20 protein-coding genes are annotated in these 19,033 nt (G+C 44.7%); 18 read left to right on the top strand and 2 right to left on the bottom strand.

All coding sequences use genetic code 11. The features are described 5' to 3' along the window. Nucleotides 1-134 precede the first annotated feature (134 nt). Nucleotides 135-1,571, bottom strand: a complete 1,437-nt coding sequence (locus AC04Q4_RS16920) for an RsmF rRNA methyltransferase first C-terminal domain-containing protein (RefSeq protein WP_173755983.1) — start codon at nt 1,569-1,571, stop codon at nt 135-137. A gap of 488 nt (nt 1,572-2,059) precedes the next feature. Between AC04Q4_RS16920 and AC04Q4_RS16925 the strand changes: the two genes are divergently transcribed. From AC04Q4_RS16925 to AC04Q4_RS16970, 10 genes are all read left to right on the top strand, one after another. After that, nucleotides 2,060-2,377, top strand: coding sequence for a PadR family transcriptional regulator (locus AC04Q4_RS16925; RefSeq protein WP_119239052.1), 318 nt, complete (start codon nt 2,060-2,062; stop codon nt 2,375-2,377). Nucleotides 2,378-2,379: 2 nt separating this feature from the next. Beyond that, complete coding sequence (locus tag AC04Q4_RS16930; RefSeq protein WP_476389353.1) at nt 2,380-3,156, top strand: HAAS signaling domain-containing protein; 777 nt, start codon at nt 2,380-2,382, stop codon at nt 3,154-3,156. Further along, nucleotides 3,153-4,055 carry a DUF4097 family beta strand repeat-containing protein gene (locus AC04Q4_RS16935; RefSeq protein ID WP_476389354.1) on the top strand — a complete coding sequence of 301 codons (903 nt, stop codon included), beginning with the start codon at nt 3,153-3,155 and terminating at the stop codon, nt 4,053-4,055. The genes AC04Q4_RS16930 and AC04Q4_RS16935 overlap by 4 nt, the downstream gene beginning before the upstream one ends. A gap of 87 nt (nt 4,056-4,142) precedes the next feature. Then, the gene (locus tag AC04Q4_RS16940; protein ID WP_119239055.1) at nt 4,143-4,331 is read left to right on the top strand and encodes a PspC domain-containing protein; all 189 of its coding nucleotides are present in this window, start codon (nt 4,143-4,145) and stop codon (nt 4,329-4,331) included. 77 nt (nt 4,332-4,408) lie between these two features. Then, complete coding sequence (locus tag AC04Q4_RS16945) at nt 4,409-4,597, top strand: alpha/beta-type small acid-soluble spore protein (protein WP_119239056.1); 189 nt, start codon at nt 4,409-4,411, stop codon at nt 4,595-4,597. 202 nt (nt 4,598-4,799) lie between these two features. Next, nucleotides 4,800-5,867 carry a DUF308 domain-containing protein gene (locus AC04Q4_RS16950; RefSeq protein WP_476389355.1) on the top strand — a complete coding sequence of 356 codons (1,068 nt, stop codon included), beginning with the start codon at nt 4,800-4,802 and terminating at the stop codon, nt 5,865-5,867. Nucleotides 5,868-5,910: 43 nt separating this feature from the next. Next, the gene (locus AC04Q4_RS16955; RefSeq protein WP_476389356.1) at nt 5,911-6,831 is read left to right on the top strand and encodes an arginase family protein; all 921 of its coding nucleotides are present in this window, start codon (nt 5,911-5,913) and stop codon (nt 6,829-6,831) included. Then, entirely contained in the window at nt 6,828-7,601 is a 774-nt protein-coding gene (locus tag AC04Q4_RS16960; RefSeq protein ID WP_178809832.1) for a prolipoprotein diacylglyceryl transferase, read from the top strand. The genes AC04Q4_RS16955 and AC04Q4_RS16960 overlap by 4 nt, the downstream gene beginning before the upstream one ends. A 112-nt stretch (nt 7,602-7,713) precedes the next feature. Then, entirely contained in the window at nt 7,714-9,465 is a 1,752-nt protein-coding gene (locus AC04Q4_RS16965; protein WP_476389357.1) for a S8 family serine peptidase, read from the top strand. 125 nt (nt 9,466-9,590) lie between these two features. Further along, nucleotides 9,591-10,679, top strand: coding sequence for a class II aldolase/adducin family protein (locus AC04Q4_RS16970; protein WP_173737468.1), 1,089 nt, complete (start codon nt 9,591-9,593; stop codon nt 10,677-10,679). Between the two features lie 152 nt (nt 10,680-10,831). Here AC04Q4_RS16970 and AC04Q4_RS16975 read toward each other — a convergent pair whose 3' ends face one another. Continuing rightward, nucleotides 10,832-12,058: a diphosphate--fructose-6-phosphate 1-phosphotransferase gene (locus AC04Q4_RS16975; RefSeq protein WP_476389358.1), complete on the bottom strand. Its 1,227-nt coding sequence runs from the start codon at nt 12,056-12,058 to the stop codon at nt 10,832-10,834. A 156-nt stretch (nt 12,059-12,214) separates the two neighbouring features. Here AC04Q4_RS16975 and AC04Q4_RS16980 point away from each other — a divergent pair, with 156 nt between their 5' ends. From AC04Q4_RS16980 to srtB, 8 genes are all read left to right on the top strand, one after another. Further along, entirely contained in the window at nt 12,215-12,445 is a 231-nt protein-coding gene (locus AC04Q4_RS16980; RefSeq protein WP_173737470.1) for a hypothetical protein, read from the top strand. Between the two features lie 228 nt (nt 12,446-12,673). Further along, the gene (locus AC04Q4_RS16985; protein ID WP_476389359.1) at nt 12,674-12,952 is read left to right on the top strand and encodes an autorepressor SdpR family transcription factor; all 279 of its coding nucleotides are present in this window, start codon (nt 12,674-12,676) and stop codon (nt 12,950-12,952) included. Next, nucleotides 12,939-13,598: an SdpI family protein gene (locus AC04Q4_RS16990; RefSeq protein WP_330604273.1), complete on the top strand. Its 660-nt coding sequence runs from the start codon at nt 12,939-12,941 to the stop codon at nt 13,596-13,598. The genes AC04Q4_RS16985 and AC04Q4_RS16990 overlap by 14 nt, the downstream gene beginning before the upstream one ends. A gap of 99 nt (nt 13,599-13,697) precedes the next feature. Then, nucleotides 13,698-14,129 carry a hypothetical protein gene (locus tag AC04Q4_RS16995; protein WP_173737472.1) on the top strand — a complete coding sequence of 144 codons (432 nt, stop codon included), beginning with the start codon at nt 13,698-13,700 and terminating at the stop codon, nt 14,127-14,129. 87 nt (nt 14,130-14,216) lie between these two features. Then, on the top strand, nt 14,217-15,497 hold the full coding sequence (locus AC04Q4_RS17000) for a vWA domain-containing protein (protein WP_178775152.1): 1,281 nt from the start codon (nt 14,217-14,219) through the stop codon (nt 15,495-15,497). Beyond that, nucleotides 15,494-17,014 carry an ATP-binding protein gene (locus AC04Q4_RS17005; protein ID WP_173737474.1) on the top strand — a complete coding sequence of 507 codons (1,521 nt, stop codon included), beginning with the start codon at nt 15,494-15,496 and terminating at the stop codon, nt 17,012-17,014. The genes AC04Q4_RS17000 and AC04Q4_RS17005 overlap by 4 nt, the downstream gene beginning before the upstream one ends. 125 nt (nt 17,015-17,139) lie before the next feature. Then, nucleotides 17,140-18,012 (top strand): phosphoribosylaminoimidazolesuccinocarboxamide synthase, encoded by an 873-nt coding sequence (locus AC04Q4_RS17010; protein WP_173737475.1) that lies wholly within the window; start codon nt 17,140-17,142, stop codon nt 18,010-18,012. 86 nt (nt 18,013-18,098) lie between these two features. Next, nucleotides 18,099-19,007 (top strand): class B sortase, encoded by a 909-nt coding sequence (gene srtB / locus AC04Q4_RS17015; RefSeq protein ID WP_476389360.1) that lies wholly within the window; start codon nt 18,099-18,101, stop codon nt 19,005-19,007. The last annotated feature ends 26 nt before the right edge of the window (nt 19,008-19,033 follow it).

Raw genomic sequence — 19,033 nt, forward strand, 5'->3', positions numbered from 1 at the left:
GTGATGAACAGTGATTGCGAATTGAGAGTATCCAGCTACAGGAAAAAAGGTCAGAGACTTTACGGAAATGTTCAGCTTCTGACCTGAAAATGAAATTCTATATTGATATGAGCAGATATCCTGCGGCGGAGCACTTATACTCTCCAGCCCGCAGGATATTTGTTTTTCAGGATTCCGTTTACAAGTTTGCCGAAACCGATCGGATAGCCGTCTGCGCAGAGAAGATGCCAGCCTTTTTTGTGGGCTGCTTCTTCTGGTTCGATGTTAAGGGTCTCACCTTTGAGATAGCGGGTGATGCGCTCATCAGAAACAGACAGGGAGATCGTAGCCTCAATATCTTCTTTGTGAAGTGCCAGTGCCAGGGGCTGTGATGGCTCAAAACGGTTCTTTTTCAGATCGCCCAGATAGAGGCCGTTTCTGAGAAAAGAGATACCCCGGAGATCCAGTGGGAATGGAAGCTGATAGTAAACCTTGTCCTTGCGGATTTCCACGCGGTTCCAGTCAAATTCCTGTCCTCCAAGAGTATGAAGATCGATTTCTGCAAAAAATTCCTCCAGCCATTTCCGGGTGTTTTTGTCAGGACCTTTTCCGGCAGGGCGGAAAACTGGAGGAAGGGAGTCGCCTTTTTTGTGGAAAAGGGCAAGGAAATGACCTTCACCGTCCATCTTGTGTGGAAAGATGCGGACGCATTTTCGAAGGGAGGACGGGTCGAAAGCTTCAGGGGAAATCGGTGTGCTGATAAGTTCCGGCCGTCCTTCGGAGAATCCTTCATATCCGGGCATTTCCATTAGCTCCATATCTGGTCTTTCCTGAAGAAGATGAGCGACCACTTCCTCATCCTCACACGGAGAGAAGGTACAGGTGGAGTACAGCATCATTCCGCCTGGGCGGAGCATATCAGCAGCTTTCAGGATCAGGTCTTTCTGTATATCGGAAAGTTCAGCAGATTTCTCAGGAGTCCAGTCACGGGCAAGGGCTTCTTCTTTTCGGAACATGCCTTCACCGGAGCATGGGGCGTCCAGAAGAATTTTATTGAAGAAGGCTGGAAAACGCTGTGCAAGCCTGGCAGGTTTTTCATCAGTAACAAGCATGTTTTTGATGCCAAAGAGCTCCAGATTTCTAAGAAGGGCTCTTGCTCTGGAAGTGCTGATATCATTGGCAAGCAGAAAGCCCGTATCATTTAAAGCTGCACCAAGTGCAGTGGCTTTTCCTCCGGGAGCTGCACAGAGATCCAGGACGAAATCTCCCGGTTCAACGGGAAGTCTGGATGCAGGGGTCATGGCACTTGGTTCCTGGAGATAATAAAGTCCGGCCTGATAGTAGGCGCAGCGTGCCGGTCGGCTTTCCTCATCGTAGAAATATCCGTTGGAGATCCACGGGATCGGTCGGATCTCAAAGGGGGAAAGTTTTTCAAAATCCTGGCAGGAAAGTTTGGCTGTATTTATCCGGAGACCGTAAGTACGAGGATTCTCATAGCTTTGCAGAAAAGTGTTGTAGTCATCTCCAAGCATTTCTTTCATACGCTCCAGAAATGGGAGCGGTAATGTCTTTATTTTATCTGAATCTGTCATATTTTCCTCCATAATATCAATATCAGGCTTATGTAAGTAAGTCTTATGCGAATCATAGTTTTGGGTAGTCCGAAAGTAGACTTAACTGATCTGATCAAATGTGCGAACAGTTTTTGAGTGTAAAAGTGATCAGGCAACTGAAAATATTAGTTACTGTTCACTGGTAATATCCCGCGAGGTGTTTTTTGTGAACGAAGGTCACAGAAAACCCGAGACATGTCGCGCGAATTTATGCGGCAAGCATAAATTCTGTGCATCGCGAAGCGTGTTGCTGAGAACTGAGTGATCAGTAACAAATATTATAAAGGATGATGGGATTTTTCTAAATACTATTGACAAAACTATATTATACGATATATAGTATTATTCATAAAACAATATTACATGACTCATTATGTGAATGCAGAATTGTAAGGTGATCGCGTTTATCGGCATGTAATAGAGCGGAATGTGAATGTCCGTTTTAGTGGTTATAGAGAGGTGAGCAAATGGTATTTAATACAGGAGCAGCACTTCTGGATGCAATTGTCCTGGCCGTTATTTCCAGAGAGAAGGACGGTACTTACGGGTATAAGATCACCCAGGATGTGCGGAGTGTTCTGGAGGTTTCAGAATCCACGCTGTATCCGGTTCTTCGGAGACTTCAGAAGGATGAATGTCTGGAAGCCTACAATATGGAATATGCAGGCAGGAACCGGAAGTATTATAAGCTGACAGACAAGGGAGCAGCGCAGTTGAATCTTTACAGAACCGAATGGGAAATTTATTCGTCCAAGATTACCAGGATGTTTGAGGAGGGAGTTTGATTATGGACAGGAAGCAGTTTATGGAACAGCTTGAGAGGCTGCTTTCCGATATTTCAGAGGCAGAGAGACAGGAAGCACTGGAATATTATGAAGGATATTTTGATGATGCAGGGCCGGAGAATGAAGGAGAGGTGATACGCGAACTGGGAAATCCGGGGAAAGTTGCCGCGATCATCAAGGCTGATCTTCAGGAGAATGGCAGCGATTACGGAGAATATACTGAGAATGGATATCAGGATACCAGAGTTTCCGAAGAAGGCGATATGCCTGATAAATACACAGAGATCACTGTTCAGGGAAAAATTTCTGGGAACAGCGATTCTGGAAATAATAATTCCGGCTATAACAGAGGCAGAAGGGAGAACCGCGCGGAACGTGGTTATCATGCGGAGAAGAAACAGAACAAGCCGGGGATCATCCTGGCACTGATCGTTCTTGCTTTTGTGGCACCTCTTATCAAAGGGGTGTTTGGCGGGGCAGTTGGTGTGATCGTGACACTGGCATTGCTTCCGTTTCTTCTGACATTTTTTGTAGGCGCAGGATCAGTGGTACTTGTGATCGCGGCTGTTATGTGTGTCATCATTGGAATTCCGCTTACAGTATCCATGCCGCCGGCAGGAATCCTTACCATTGGTGTGGGCTGCCTGATGATGGCACTGGGACTTCTGTTTCTGGCACTGACTGTATGGTTTGGAGGTAAGATGCTTCCGGCTATCCTGAGGAAATTTACAGGATTTTGCAGCAATATCATAAATGGAAGGAAGGAGGGAAAGGCATGAAGCGTTTTCTGAAAGTAATCCTTATTATGGCTGTGGTTTTTGGTGTGCTTGGACTGGGACTTACGGCCGGCGGTGCTGCCATGGGAGCGACAATGGGAGATGTCGGTGTCCTGGATAACGGACTGAAGCGGGTCCTGGGGATTTTTCAGGTGCATTCGGTGACAGATGATAATACATGGGACAATGACGAAGCGATGCTTACAGCGGCCGAAAATGCGGTAAATGAGAAGGGCGTGGTATCGGATGATCTTGACAGTTCCGGTTGTGTTAAAACATACGAAGCTTCTGCTGTGACAGATCTTTCCTGTAATCTGAAGTATGAGGAAATCGTGGTGAAAACCTGGAGTAAAGATACGATACAGGTAGATGCGCCTGGAAGCGATCAGAAACATGTCCAGATCAGTAATGATAACGGCTGCCTGAAAATTGAGAGCAGCAGAAGGCTGAAAAGCAGTTCCATTGAGATTTCTTTGCCGGCGAAAAAAGAATTTCAGAGTGTGACTTTAAAAATAGGTGCAGGAACTGTTGAGATCAATGGAGATTTTAAGACAGAGCAGCTGAGTGTTGATATCGGGGCAGGTACTTTTTCCAATGACGGAAGTCTTGAGGTGAAACAGACAGATATTTCCGTTGGTGTGGGAAATGCGGAAATTGAGGAACTTACCACGGAGAAGTTAAATGGTAACTGCGGCATGGGAAACATGGATATCTCGCTGACTGGCAAAGATACAGATTATAATTATGAGCTGAAATGTGGACTTGGAAACCTGGAAGTAGATGGTGAGCAGGAAACAGCACTGACTTCCGGCAGCAGGACGATCTCCAACCCAGGTGCAGGAAAGAGTGTGAAACTGGAGTGTGGAATGGGTGACGTGAACGTTGATTTTGAAGATGAATGATCGGGAAACAATTGTGTTCATGAATAGACAGCAGAGCATAATGTGAATGATCTATTGGAAATGAGTTTTATAAAGGAGGATTTTATTATGAGCAATAAGAGACTTTACAAATCATCAGTGAACCGTATGTTATGTGGTGTCTGTGGCGGAATTGCAGAGTATTTTGATATCGATCCGACACTGGTGCGTCTGGTGTGGGTGATCATCACTTTTATGGGCGGAGCAGGAATCCTGGCCTATATTATTGCTGCGATCATTATTCCGGATGGCAGATAATAATGAGGATTTTTTAATGACTGCATAATTTTTCTGAAATCTGTCCATACTCCATAAAAAAGATGAGGAGTGTGGATATGAACAAGGAGAAAGAAGTGAAAGCTTTTCTGGAAGGAACACTTTCCAAGGCGGAGAAACTGAAGTATGAGATCGCCGATGAGATGGGCGTACTGGATAAGGTGCTGAAGGATGGATGGAAAAGCCTTTCGGCAAAAGAAACCGGACGTATTGGCGGTTTGATGACCAAAAAGAAAAAACATAAGTAATAAAGTCAAGCCCGGAGAAATGCTGTTTCAGAGTAGAAATCTCCGGGCTGCTTTTTATATCATGGAAAATTGTTTCGCAATGTTTTCTGTACAGCAGGTGAAGGAAAACTTTATCAGAAAAATGATATTTTCAGACTTTTAGGGTGGACTGACCGATGGAAAAGAGCTATACTGTTTGAATAACGGACGAGGAGGTTTAAAAATGGGAGAAAAAATCAACAATATTCTGAAAGGCGAGATCATCTCCTCAGTATTCTATGTGCTGCTGGGACTTTGCCTGATACTGATCCCAACGCAGACTGTAGATGTGATCTGCAAGGTTGTATTCGGACTGATCCTTATCGGGGTTGGTATTTATCATATCTATATTTACATACGGGGAAAGGTTTCTGCCACGATCATGGATCTTTTAAGTGGCGTGGTTGTTTTTGTACTCGGTGTATTCCTTTTTATGACACCATCGATCGTGATCAAACTGCTTCCATGGATGCTGGGAGCTTTTGTACTTGTGGACAGTCTATGGAAATTCAAGGGAGCATTTCTTCTGAAAAAAGGCGGACAGAAATCCTGGAGTGCGCTGCTGATCGGAAGCCTGATCTTTATTGCACTTGGAATCGTGATCCTGTTCGGAAGATTTCCGAAGATCATGACTTTACTGATCTTTTCCGGATGGGTGCTGGTCTGTGACGGAGTTGTGGATATTATATTGTTTATTGTTATGAAGTTGGGTTTTCGGAAAATTGCGAAGAAGGCCACAGCGGAGAATGGTGATCCTGAGGGGGAGAGTGGTGACAGTACAGCACCGGGAGAAACTTTTTCCCGGAAGGAGAATGAACCGCAGGATGCTGCGGAGACTCATGAGGAGACTATAGCTGAATGGGCGGAAACACCGGCCGGATCGGAGAAAACAAAGAAATCCGGACGTAAGTTTTTGGGAAGGAAAAAGAAGAATGCTGCAGATGATGTGAGCGACGAAGTGGCAGAAAATGCAGCAGTTGTGTCAGCTGAGAAAGCAGATTCTCAGGAACAAAGTGAAGATGAGCCTGAAAATATATATGATGATGAGCCCCTGACTTCGAAAGATGCAGTAACAGATGGAATTGGTTCATCAGAAACATCAGGTAAATTTCAGAACACCCGATGGGAAAATGAACCGCAGAGTGCAGAGATGAAACTCTGGGATGTCGGTAAGGATCAGGCAGAAACAGGCAGCCTGAAAGAGTTTCTGAATAATTCAGATGAGGAAGAACTGGAGGAGTGGAAGGATTGATCCTTCGCTTGCATGATCTTATATTCCGTGGTAAGATGTGCACATGAAAAAAACAGATAAATATTTAAAGACATTGATTATGGATTTTTCCGGAATATATGAGGAGCAGCAGTTCTGGAAGGGAAAAGAAGCATCCTGGGTGGAGGCCCGGGACATTCCCGGAACCAACTGTTACTGTGATGAGGAGGCGATGAATGAGATACGCAGCCGTATTGCACCCTATTCTTACGGAGAGATCCATTTTATTGATTCCGGCAATTATCATTATATGACAAGGATCTGGCTGGAAAAGATCTCGGAGCCATTTGATCTGCTGGTTTTTGACAATCACACGGATATGCAGCCACCTGCTTTTGGCGGTCTGCTTTCCTGCGGTGGATGGATCTATGATTCCGTCATGGAACTTCCGCTGCTTCAGAAAGTAATTTTGATAGGGCCGGATGAGGAAGCTTTTTCCAGAGTGGAACCGGAAATCCAGAAAAAAGTGGAGTTTTTAAGCAGGGAAAAACTTCGTGGGATGGAACTTATGGAAATTCTGGATTTTGTAAAAGAACAGACTGGGAAAAAACCTCTTTATATTTCCATTGATAAGGATGTGCTCTGTCCGGAAGATGCGGACACCAACTGGAGTCAGGGGGATATGCGGTTGGAGACTATGGTACGGTGTCTGGAGTGTGCTGTTTCCAGATGTAAAGCAGGGGATATATTGAGTACGGGATCGGAAAATGCAGATATTGAGCAACTGGATGCTGTGCGTGAGGATACGCAGAAAGATGGAGCTGCGTGCAGTGATTTGACGGTGACAGATTTGTGTTTATTTCCGGGAATTCTGGGTGTGGATATCTGCGGAGAGTGTGATGCTGCCGGGACCGGAAACAGTGCATTAAATGATTATGCGAATGCACGATTGTGGGAATTTTTTCGGCATGCAGCTGAAAATGAGACTTCAGGAGGAGACAGATGAAAAATGAACTTCTTACCATCGGACCATTTACAGTGTATGGATATGGTCTGATGATCGCTATCGGAATTGTTGCAGGTTGTCTGACAGCTGAGTACAGAGCCAGGAAACAGAGCCTTGACAGTGACCAGATTTTTCCAATGATCCTGTGGTGCTTGCTTGGAGGTTTTTTTGCAGCAAAAATCCTGTTCTGGATCACCGAGTGGAAATCAATTGCAGAAGATCCGGGATTTATGATGGAGACATTGAGTTCAGGATTTGTGGTATTTGGAGGTATTATTGGAGGGATTTTTACCGGATGGTTGTATTGCCGGATCAAAAAACTGACCTTTTTTAAGTATGCAGATGTGATTTTGCCGTCTGTAGCACTGGCGCAGGGATTTGGACGTATCGGCTGTTTTCTGGCCGGATGCTGCTATGGAAAGGAGACGGAAGGGATTTTGTCCGTAACTTTTCAGGAGTCAGCTTATGCTCCGAATCATGTGGCTCTGATCCCTGCACAGCTTTATTCCAGTGGGCTGGATTTTCTGCATTTTTTTCTGCTTGTGATGATTGCCCGGAACAAAAAATCAGACGGTCAGGTGACTGCCTGTTATCTGATATTTTACAGTGTGGGACGTTTTATCATTGAATTTTTCAGAGGCGATATTATCAGGGGAAGTGTTGGAGTTTTATCAACTTCCCAGTTTATCAGTATTTTTACCGGGATTGCGGGTGTTGTGATGATGATACTGGTGAGCAGAAGAACAGCAGGAAACGAAGCAGGAGTGTAGCTGGACAATATACGAGGGTAGTTTTGAGGGTGTTGAAAGAAAAACACTTAAGTCAGGAATATGGACAGCCTGTTTTTGCATACTCTATGAAAAAGGCGAAAGCAGGACTACCATGTTTGGAAGAGAAGATTTCGAATTTGATATGAAAACCGAGGAGAATGAGATCCCCGGAGTGCAGCCGGAAAATCCGGCACAGAGTGAGCACTTCGGGGATTTTATCGTCAAATATATGCAAAATGTGGAAAATACCATGGAGCTTTTTCCGGGAACGACTTTTCAGGCGGTCAATGAAATTTTCGGAATTCTTTATGTACCGCTGGAAAATACAGGCGAACTGGAAATAACCGGGACATCCTACAATTCCATTCCGAAATGCTATACATATATGGATATGGAGGCGGCCGGTGCATCGGGAATCACCAGACTGCATGACCATCCTTATCTTAAGCTGAGAGGAAAAGGAACTGCTGTGGCTGTGATCGATTCGGGGATTGATTATCAGAATGAAGTGTTTCAAAATGCGGGCGGTTCCAGGATCGCTTATTTATGGGATCAGTCGCTGGAAGAAGAATCTGATATGGGAGCTGCAAAAGTTCCATATGGCAGGTTGTTCCGAAAAAGGGATATTGATCTGGCACTGGATTCCGAGAATCCGTTTTCCATCGTGCCGTCCCGGGATACCAACGGCCACGGTACGGCGCTGGCAGGCATTGCTGCCGGAAATATGGTTCAGGGAGAAAATTTCACAGGAGCAGCGCCAGAGGCAACCCTTATCATTATAAAAGTAAAACCAGCCAAACAATATCTGCGAAACTTTTATCTTTATCCTCCGGAGGCGGAAGTTTTTCAGGAAGATGATGTAATGATGGCCATTGCATTTGCTATCCGCCTGGCAAAAGAACTGGGAGTGCCTCTTTCGATCTGCGTAGGTATCGGCAGCAGCCAGGGTGCTCATCTGGGAACTAATGCGTTAAGCCAGTATGTGGATTATGTGGCAAACTTTTCTCAGGTTTCAGTGTCTGTGGCAGCAGGAAATGAAGGGAATACCAGAAACCACAGCACAGGGATTTTTTCGCAGGAAAGGGAAAAGATTGTGACAGAATTACGGGTTGCAGAGCGTGAGCAGGGATTTACCATGGAATTCTGGGGCGAGCCGCCGGAAATCTACGAACTTTCCATTCAGTCACCTACCGGAGAGATACTGGAAGTAAGCAGTTCCATCGGTTCCAGAACCCAGGAACTGTCTTTTGTTTTTGTGGAGACAAAGGTATATGTAAATTATATTCTGATCGAGCGTCAGACCGGATATTCGCTGGTGTATATCCGTTTTTTTCATCCGGCCTCCGGAATCTGGAAGATTTTTACCCAGGGAAAAAACAAACAGAACGTACAGTTCCATATGTGGCTTCCGGTGGAGGGGCTGATCTTACAGGATACCTATTTCCTGGAACCGTCCCCTTATACAACAGTAACTGCACCGGGCGATGCCAGAAACAGCATTACAGCTACTGCATATCAGCACAGGGACGGGAGCATCTATATAGCAGCAGGGAGGGGATATACACCAAACGGAATGGTAACGCCGCACCTGGCTGCTCCGGGCGTAAACGTGAAAGTCCCTCTGGTGCGAGGTGGCTTCGGAATCCGCTCCGGAACCAGCATCTCTGCCGCCCAGACTGCCGGTATTGCGGCTTTGCTGTTTGAATGGGCCATCATACGGAATAACCAGCCGTTTTTTACAGGAAGCAGCGTGAAATATTATCTGCAGAGAGGGGCAAGAAGAGAGGAAAACATGCAGTATCCAAACCCGGAGTGGGGGTATGGAAGGGTGGATCTGTATCATACGTTTGAACTGCTGACATGAGATAACAAAAGGATACTAATGTACTAATTTTGGAAAAAATATTCATATAGATAAATTACCTTTTATCGTGTACTATAAACATATAGAAAAACTATATGATCATACAACAGGGAGGAATTTTACTTATGGATCTTTCAACTTTGGTAAAAATGTCAAATACTTATGGAAGTAATCCGGCTTATGTGCTGGCGGGCGGAGGAAATACTTCTGTAAAAGATGATACCACACTGTATGTAAAAGGTTCCGGTACACAGCTCGCAACCATCAGGGCAGAAGAATTTGTTAAGATGGACAGAGCACGTCTGAATGAGATCATGAAGACAGAATATCCGGACAATGATGTGGAGCGTGAATCTTTGTATCTCGCAGATGTAATGGCAGCAGTGACAGATGATGATAAAACAAAACGTCCCAGCGTGGAAGCTCTGCTGCACAATTTATTTGCATATACTTATGTACTGCATGTTCATCCGACACTTATTAACGGACTGACATGCGGAAAGGGAGCGCAGGCACTTTGCCAAGAGCTTCTTGGAAAAGAGGTGCTCTGGATCGATATCTGCAAGCCTGGATATACACTTGCCCGGATCTGTTTTGAAAAAATGAATGCTTATAAAGAAGAATCTGGAAAAGATGTTCAGGTTCTCCTGCTCCAGAATCACGGAATTTTTGTTGCTGCGAATACAGTAGAAGAAATCGGTGTGTTATTTAACGATGTTATCAGTAAGCTGGAAAAGCAGGTAAAGAGAACTGCGGATGTAAGTGATGCGGTTACATCTGAGAAAGAGCAGGCAGCACAGAAGCTTTCCCGGCTGCTTGGACATACTGTAGAAGTTGTACCGGCAGCAGAAGCTGACAATTTTGTAAAAGATAAAACAGCGGCAGCACCGCTTCTGAAACCATTCACACCGGATCATATCGTATATTGCGGACCGTATCCGTTATTTGTGGAAAATATTGATGAGGCAAAAAATGCTCTGGATGCATTTATGGCAGAGAATGATAAAGAGCCAAGACTGATCCTGGTACAGGGTGTTGGCGCATTTATCATGGAAGATGATAAGGGAAAGGCAGAGAAAGCTCAGCTTCTGGTAAAAGATGCGATTAAGCTTGCTGTATATGCGGAAAGTTTTGGCGGCCCGCTGCAGATGACAGATGAGATCACATATTTTATCACACACTGGGAAGCAGAAGCATACCGCAGTAAAAAATAAAAAGAAAGAACCTGGTCACTGAGAAAACAGCAATAGAATTTGTATATAGCTGAGAAGTACAATTAAAATATATGGCAATTAAGAAAATACATCGGGAATTACTGAGAGATTCCCGATGTATTTTTAATGTATAATTGAGAAAACTGTAAAAATTATTTCCGGTACACAAACGCCGGCAGTCCATCTTCACCAACCGGTATTTCCACAGTTCCCCGGAGCAGCGGACGGGCATAACGGATGAAATCTTCTGTGACATCGGAGCCATCGGCTGTGATCCATTCTACAGGGACTGTTTTTTCTTCGTTGCAGATGGCATTTACATCTTCAAGGGTACATTTCATGGAGTATGGCGCATCGCTCTGACGTTTGAAAGCAATCATCTTTCCTGTTTCGCCGTTCAGGGCTGCCTGCACGCCGAATTCACCGGCAAGGATTGCTTCCTGCTGGTCGGTTTCGGAGAGCATGGATGCGGAGCAGCGCTGGCTTACATTAAGCTCTACAGAGCGGGCTTTGACGCCAAGACGGCTGCGGACAAGATTCTCCAGGTATTTGCCGCAGCCTGCAAGCATTTTGTGGCCGAAAGCATCAGTACCTGCCGCATTGTCGTATTCGCAGATGAAAGTACCGTCTTTATCGTGGATTCCCTCGGATACACAGACAACAACATTGCAGTTTTTTTCGAAAGAAGCACTGACTTTCCGGAGAAATTCTTCTACATCGAAATCAGTTTCCGGAAGGTAAATAAGGAGAGGGTTGTCGCCTGTATATTTCCGGGCCAGAGCTGCTGCACCGGTGAGCCAGCCAGCGTGACGTCCCATAATTTCGATGATGGTGACAGATTTTTTCTCATAGACACAGGCATCCAGGGTGATTTCTCTTACTGTGGAGGCTACGTAGCGGGCAGCACTTCCAAAACCTGGGGTGTGATCTGTGTTTACAAGGTCATTGTCAATGGTCTTAGGCTCACCAAGGATACGGATGTCGCTGCCGATCTTTTGGGCATAGCGGGAAAGCTTGCTGACAGTATCCATGGAATCATTGCCTCCGATATAAAAGAACCAGCCAATATTCATCTCCTCGAATTTACGGAAGAGTTCAGGATAAACCGGATCCTCCAGAGATTCCGGAAGTTTGTAGCGGCAGGAACCAAGGTATGCACCTGGTGTCCAGGTAAGTGCCTGAAGCTTTTCTCCTGGAAGTGCTTCCTGGAAATCAAGGACAGTACCGTTTAAAAATCCCTCGATGCCGTTGACCATGCCGTAAACGTGGTCGATTTCTTCTGTATGTTTAAGTGCTTCAGATACCACACCGTAAAGACTGCTGTTGATCGCTGCGGTTGGTCCGCCGGATTGTCCTGCGATAAGGTTCTTTTTTGACATTTTGATACCTCCTGGGTGTTGTTTTTTTATATTGTAACAGAAATGGGAGAAGATAACATCTAAAATTTACACCTTTTTTCTTAAAAATTTACTCTATACAAGCGGAGATTTCATAGTAAAATAGTAGTAAAGATAGAGAAAAGGGGTGAAAAACCAATGACAGTAAGAAAAGTACAGTTTGAGACCATGGATGAAGTGAACCGTTTTCTCGATGTGACGGAGCATTTTCCGTTTGCAGTGGATCTGAAAAGAGGATACAGAACAGTAAACGGAAAATCGATTCTTGGAGTTGCATCTATTGGCCTTGGAAGAGAAATGGATTTCTGCGCACATGTGCCGGAGCTTGCGCCGGAGATTACATCCAGTCTTGATTTTTGTATGAGGTAGTTTTACAGAGGGGAAAACAGAATATGGTTGCTCAATCATGAATGAGGATATCGTAAAGTCGCAGGGGCGATGGTCGGTATCCTCATTTTTTTCGGCAGGGGAAATTCAGGGTTATGACAAATACAACTATTTAGAAAAAAATCTAAATAACTATTGACGATAAAATATAAGAATGCTATATTCTATTTAGAAATATTTCTAAATATCAATTAAGAAGGAGGAAAGCATATGGCGTTTGCTGATACCTTCAAGGCACTTTCTGACCCTGTACGGAGAGAGATCCTGCAGCTTTTGAAGAAGGGGAAAATGTCGGCCGGGGAGATCGGCGGGTATTTTGATATGACAGGAGCGACAATATCTTATCATTTAAAGATATTGAAGAAAGCTGATCTGGTGTGGGAGACGAAGGTGAAGAATTTTGTGTATTATGAACTGAATACTACAGTTGTGGAGGAACTGCTTCTGTGGCTCAGTGATCTGAAAGGAGGAAATAATGATGAAGGGTGAAGAAAAAAGAGAATTTATGAAAGAGTATAAAATGTCTCTGATCGCAGGCAGTATCCTCACAATATCGCCGTCTCTGGCCGGAATCGTTCTGTGGAACCGGCTGCCTGAGAAGATCGCGACGCATTTTGACCAGCATAACCTGGCAAACGGCTGGAGCAGCAAGCCGGAGGCGGTCTTTGGAATTCCGTTTCTGCTTTTGCTGGTGCATCTGCTTTGTGTGATTGCTACAGCAAATGATCCCAAGAGAAAAAATATCAACAGACGTATTTTCAACATGATCCTGTGGCTGGTCCCGATGGTTTCCGTGATCACCTGCATGTCGATCTATGCACTGGCTCTGGGAATGGATATTGACATAGGGATGGTCGTGAACATTATGGTAGGCATTATGTTTATCGTACTTGGAAATTATACTCATAAGGTAAAGCAGAATTATACAGTGGGAATAAAGCTTCCCTGGACTTTACACAGTGAGGAAAACTGGAACCGCACCCACCGCATGGCAGGATGGGTACTGATCGTGTCGGGCGTACTTTTTCTTATCAATTCGATGCTCCTGAAAACAGAAGTTGTCCTGGTGGTTGTCCTGATGGCAGTTTTTATGCCGATGATCTATTCATTTATTCTTTATAAGAAGGGAATCTGAAAAAAATAATTTTCAAACAAGTCTGTCCGTGATATGATAATGTCATACAAAAATATTTTTCGGAATGGTATAAACAGACATCGGACAGGAGGGATTACTATGACAGAACTCAGCCGTTTTCAGAAAGATGTGGAAGTCGCTGCGAATGCTCTTGAGATGCGGGCAGAGAATGAGGATGCCGTCACAGAGGCATTTCATCTTTACCGGAAGTTCGGAAGCACCAAACAGGAGCCGCTGCGGCTGGCAGTTGCTTTACGGGGATATTTTTTGGCAGAAGAAGTAACAGATGAGGAACGTGAAGAATATGGTGCCTATCTGAAGAAACGGATACGTCCGGCTGTGGAACGCCTGATCCTGGAAGATGACTGGGAAAAGATAGAGAAGCTTTATGAGAATGAATGGTTCGGAGAACGGGAACTGGAAGTGTTTCTGCAGCTGGCGGAGGAATGGCGGCGACCTGCAGCGTTGATGGGATTGCTGCATTTGAAGAAAGAAAAATACGGATTTAAAGAGAAGAAATTTGAATTGTAAGAGAAAAAAGTAAACTGCGAAACTGTTATCCGGCGTGGAGTTACTACTTAGCAAATGCGGATATCGGAATGAAAGGAAGGGGCGTCTTTGGAGCGGGAGCAGGAAGAATTAGGAATACATATCCTGGAAAATACCAGGAACGAACTGTACTACCATTTTCCGTATCTGGATGGGGCTTTTGCCTGCATTTCGGGGAAAGCTTCTGACCAGACGAGAACTATCGGTACAAATGGAGAAGACTTTCTTTTTTCGCCGGAATATCTTCTGGAGCTTTATGTGAAAAATCCGGAAGCAGTGCGAAGAGGATACCTGCATATGCTGCTCCACTGTCTGTATCTTCATATTTTCAGGGAAAACCAGGAGGATAAAAGGATGTGGAATCTGGCCTGTGATATCGCAGTAGAGCAGATTATCACCAGGGAGAAGATCCATTCATTAAAAATTCCGGAGAATGAAGTGAGGAGAAAGGTTCTTCAGAGACTGGGCGGACAGGCAGATTCAGCAGAGAAGATCTGCAGGAAACTGAAAGAAGAAGCTTTTTCATTCCGGTTAGAAGAAATGGAAGAAGCCTTTCATTTTGACGATCATACTCTATGGGACCATTGTACAGGAGAACAGGGGAAAAAGACCAGAGAGAAATGGAACAGGCTGCTTTCTTACACGGCTGCAAACAGGCAGGATCACAGGAAAAGAAGAGGAACCCGGCAAGGGAACCGGCAGGAGGCGGCAGGCTCTGTAAAGTCAGGAAAATATGATTATAAAAAATTTCTCCGGCAGTTTTCCGTACTGCGGGAGGAAGTGGAACTGGACACAGAGAGCTTTGATTATATTTTTTACAATTACGGAATGGAACATTACGGGAACCTTCCCCTGATCGAACCACTGGAATATAAGGAAGTGAACCGGCTTGAGGAGCTGGTGATCGCCATTGATACATCTGGTTCCTGTGACGGGGAAACCGTGCGGAGATTCCTTGGAGAAACCTATTCTATCCTCAGTGAAAAAGAGAATTTTTTCCATAAGATGAAAGTGTATCTCATTCAGTGCGACTGCTGCATCCAGGACGTAAAAGTCATCCACTCTGAGGATGAATGGAAGGAATACAGCCGGGATATCACGATCCAGGGGCGTGGAGGAACTGATTTTAGGCCTGTGTTTAGATATGTGAAGGAGCAGCAGGAGAAAAAAGAAATCCGGCGTCTCAAGGCACTGATTTATTTCACTGACGGAGATGGAATCTATCCGGGCAGCAAGCCCGATTATGAGACTGCTTTTGTATTTTTGCATAAAACAGAAAAAATGGAACTTGTTCCGCCATGGGCGATCCGCCTTGTGGCAGAGCAGGAAGGAGTGCGCCACAGACCATGAATATAAAAGAAGCAAAAGAAGAGATCAAACACACCTTACTTGCATACAACAAAAAAGATTCCCGCGGACATTATACATTTCCAAAACTGAGACAGCGTCCTGTTCTGCTTATGGGGCCTCCTGGAATCGGAAAAACAGCAATTATGGAGCAGGTGGCAGAGGAATGTAATGTGGGTCTTGTGGCTTACACTATCACCCACCATACAAGGCAGAGTGCAGTAGGACTTCCAAGAATCGTGACCCGCTGCTATAACGGAAAAGAAACAGGGATTACGGAATATACTTTGAGTGAGATCATTGCTTCTGTATACGACTGTATGGAGCGCACAGGAAAAAAAGAAGGAATTCTGTTTATTGATGAGATCAACTGTGTATCAGAGACTCTTGCACCTACGATGCTGCAGTTTCTTCAGAATAAGACATTTGGAAGCCACAGCGTACCGGAAGGATGGCTGATCGCAGCAGCCGGAAATCCGCCGGAATATAATAAATCAGTCCGGGAATTTGATATTGTGACACTGGACCGTGTTCGCAGGATGGATATAGAGGCTGATCTTGATGTGTGGATGGAATATGCCTGGAAAAAAGGGATACATGGTGCGATTCTTTCTTATCTCAGCATGAAAAAAGAGCATTTTTATTCAGTGGAGAATACAGCAGACGGGAAGTTTTTTGTGACAGCACGAGGCTGGGAGGATCTTTCGGAGATTTTGAAAGCTTATGAGGAACTGGGCGTTGAGATCACGGAGAATCTGATCAGTGAATATCTTTGCAGAGATGAGATCGCGAGGAGCTTTTTTGCCGGTTATCAGCTGTATCGTAAGTACGGAACGGACTATGGACTGGATCGGATGCTTTCCGGGACAATGCAGGAGGATGAGAGGATACAGCGGGAAAAAATGGCTCAGGAAGCTTCCTTTGAGGAGCGTTTTCTTGTAACAGGACTTCTTCTTGACGGGCTGAACGGAAATCTTCTTATCTATGAAAAAACTGACAGAGAGACTGAGATGGTGTATCAGGAGCTTCTGCATCTGAAAACATTTCTCAGTGACAGTAGGGATATATCTGCATTAGATGAATTCATAGATGTGAAGAAAAAAAGCCTTGCAGTACGTCTGGAGGCGGAACTTCTTTCAGAAGAACAGGAAAGCCAGGAAGCGTTTGTGATCCGTACACTGGAAAAATTCAGCCTTATTTTGCGAAAAGAACATATGACAGATGTGGAGGCTGGTTTTGACCGGATCAAAGAGCTGTTTGCAGAAATGGCAGAGAAGCGTAAAGACTGTGCAGGACGGATCAGCCAGGAACTGGAACGGGCTTTTTCGTTTATGACGGATTGCTTCGGGGATGGACAGGAGATGATTCTTTTTGTTACAGGGCTGACCAGAAACAGTCATGCGGCAGCTTTTATCAGGGAATATGGCTGCAATCCTTATTTTGTCTGCAGTGAGAAGCTTCTTTACAGGAAACAGGAGAAGAAGCTTCAGGAAGAATGTGAGGCACTATTAAAAAAATGAATGATCCATTAACGAATACTTATGACTGAAAAGGGCCTGGCGTCTTGACAGAAGGGCTTCCAAAATGATACGGTAATTGTGCTGAAAGCAATAAACCAAAAAACCGAATGATGAGGTGTAAAAAAATGCAGGAATTAAAACCAATCAAAGAAGGTAAAGTACGTGAGATCTATGATAACGGCGACAGCCTGATCATGGTTGCAACAGACCGTATCAGCTGCTTTGACGTGATCTTAAATAACGAAGTCACAAAGAAAGGTGCAGTACTGACCCAGATGTCTAAATTCTGGTTTGACATGACAGAGGACATCCTTCCTAACCACATGATTTCTGTAGATACAAAGGATATGCCGGAGTTTTTCCAGCAGGAGAAATTCGAGGGAAAATCCATGATGTGCCGTAAGCTGAACATGCTGCCAATCGAGTGTATCGTTCGTGGATACATCACAGGAAGTGGCTGGGCAAGCTATAAAGAGAATGGTACTGTATGCGGCATCAAGCTTCCGGAAGGCCTCAGGGAATCCGACAAGCTGCCTGAGCCGATCTACACACCATCTACCAAAGCTGAGATCGGTGATCATGATGAGAACATTTCTTTTGAACAGAGCATTGATCATCTTGAGAAATACTTCCCTGGAAAGGGCCGCGAGTATGCAGAGAAGCTTCGTGACAACACCATCGCTCTTTATAAAAAATGTGCAGAGTATGCACTTAGCAAGGGTATCATCATTGCAGATACGAAATTTGAGTTTGGCCTTGATGAGGACGGCAACATGGTGATCGGTGATGAGATGCTGACACCGGACAGCTCCCGCTTCTGGCCGGCAGAAGGCTATGAACCAGGACATGGCCAGCCATCTTTTGACAAACAGTTTGCTCGTGACTGGCTGAAAGCCAACCCGGATAATGACTGGACACTGCCGCAGGAGATTGTTGACAAGACCATTGAGAAATATCTCCAGGCATATAAGATGCTCACAGGCAAAGAACTGGCCTGAGAAGAGCATAGCTCTAAAAAATAAACATACCTGACAGACAGCTCCGGACGCCTATTCCGGGGCTGTTTCTTTTGGATGCAAAGATAGTGAAAAACAAAACAGTTGCAAGAAAACAGAGGGATATTTATAATGAATACAGAAACCGGAAAATCCTGACAGGTCAAAGGAGCGTGGTTATGAGCAGGAAAGACAATACAAAAAAGAAAAAAACAGCAGGAGATTACATCCTGACTCTGGTACTGATCGCGGCGATCTGCGTATTCTGTTATGCAGCGTTTAATCTATATCATATTTATACGGAATATAAGAAGGGAACGGATGAGTATAACAGTATTTCAGAAATGGCAGTGACAGAACGCGATCCCGATGAGGTGGAGGAGCTGGGACAGCCGGATGAGCAGCCGACAGCACCGATAAGTATTGATTTTTCTTCACTGAAGAGTATCAATGACGATGTGATTGGCTGGATCTATATGGAAGCTTTGCCGCAGATTAGCTATCCGGTAGTACAGGGAAAAGATAACAGCACTTATCTCCACCAGACATATGAGAAAAACTACAATTTCGCAGGAACGATCTTTATTGATTATGAGAACAAAAGAGATTTCAGCGACTGTAATACGCTTGTGTACGGGCACAATATGAAGAACGGTTCCATGTTTGGAATGCTGAAGAAATACAGAGAAGATGAAACACTTTATAATACCAGCAAGTATTTCTGGATCCTTACACCGGAGAAAGATTACCGTTATGAGATTATTTCAGCGTACACAACCTCAGTGGACAGCGATACCTATACGTTGTTTAAAGGTCCAGGAAAGGAATTTCTGGAATATGAGAAAAAAATGTTCAAAAATTCCGAGATCAAGACAGATGCTGCTGAGGAAGATGCTGACAAGAAAGACAAGATCGTTACCTTGTCTACCTGTACAGGAAATCAGGCAACCCGTTTTGTAGTGCAGGGAAAACAGGTGAATGCAGTGGATCCGCAGTAAGGCTGATGCTGTGCAGGAAAATCCGG

Source organism: Blautia sp. HA8986, from assembly GCF_056504635.1.

Excerpts from the sequence above, each read along its gene's own strand:
- AC04Q4_RS16955 (WP_476389356.1), top strand. The coding sequence starts at position 5,911 with ATGAAAAAAACAGATAAATATTTAAAGACATTGATTATGGATTTTTCC.
- AC04Q4_RS16995 (WP_173737472.1), top strand. The coding sequence starts at position 13,698 with ATGACAGAACTCAGCCGTTTTCAGAAAGATGTGGAAGTCGCTGCGAAT.
- AC04Q4_RS17005 (WP_173737474.1), top strand. The coding sequence starts at position 15,494 with ATGAATATAAAAGAAGCAAAAGAAGAGATCAAACACACCTTACTTGCA.
- AC04Q4_RS16950 (WP_476389355.1), top strand. The coding sequence starts at position 4,800 with ATGGGAGAAAAAATCAACAATATTCTGAAAGGCGAGATCATCTCCTCA.
- AC04Q4_RS16965 (WP_476389357.1), top strand. The coding sequence starts at position 7,714 with ATGTTTGGAAGAGAAGATTTCGAATTTGATATGAAAACCGAGGAGAAT.
- AC04Q4_RS16930 (WP_476389353.1), top strand. The coding sequence starts at position 2,380 with ATGGACAGGAAGCAGTTTATGGAACAGCTTGAGAGGCTGCTTTCCGAT.
- AC04Q4_RS16940 (WP_119239055.1), top strand. The coding sequence starts at position 4,143 with ATGAGCAATAAGAGACTTTACAAATCATCAGTGAACCGTATGTTATGT.
- AC04Q4_RS16985 (WP_476389359.1), top strand. The coding sequence starts at position 12,674 with ATGGCGTTTGCTGATACCTTCAAGGCACTTTCTGACCCTGTACGGAGA.
- AC04Q4_RS16960 (WP_178809832.1), top strand. The coding sequence starts at position 6,828 with ATGAAAAATGAACTTCTTACCATCGGACCATTTACAGTGTATGGATAT.
- AC04Q4_RS16990 (WP_330604273.1), top strand. The coding sequence starts at position 12,939 with ATGATGAAGGGTGAAGAAAAAAGAGAATTTATGAAAGAGTATAAAATG.
- AC04Q4_RS16980 (WP_173737470.1), top strand. The coding sequence starts at position 12,215 with ATGACAGTAAGAAAAGTACAGTTTGAGACCATGGATGAAGTGAACCGT.
- AC04Q4_RS17010 (WP_173737475.1), top strand. The coding sequence starts at position 17,140 with ATGCAGGAATTAAAACCAATCAAAGAAGGTAAAGTACGTGAGATCTAT.
- AC04Q4_RS16945 (WP_119239056.1), top strand. The coding sequence starts at position 4,409 with ATGAACAAGGAGAAAGAAGTGAAAGCTTTTCTGGAAGGAACACTTTCC.
- AC04Q4_RS16975 (WP_476389358.1), bottom strand. The coding sequence starts at position 12,058 with ATGTCAAAAAAGAACCTTATCGCAGGACAATCCGGCGGACCAACCGCA.
- AC04Q4_RS16925 (WP_119239052.1), top strand. The coding sequence starts at position 2,060 with ATGGTATTTAATACAGGAGCAGCACTTCTGGATGCAATTGTCCTGGCC.
- AC04Q4_RS16920 (WP_173755983.1), bottom strand. The coding sequence starts at position 1,571 with ATGACAGATTCAGATAAAATAAAGACATTACCGCTCCCATTTCTGGAG.
- AC04Q4_RS16935 (WP_476389354.1), top strand. The coding sequence starts at position 3,153 with ATGAAGCGTTTTCTGAAAGTAATCCTTATTATGGCTGTGGTTTTTGGT.
- AC04Q4_RS16970 (WP_173737468.1), top strand. The coding sequence starts at position 9,591 with ATGGATCTTTCAACTTTGGTAAAAATGTCAAATACTTATGGAAGTAAT.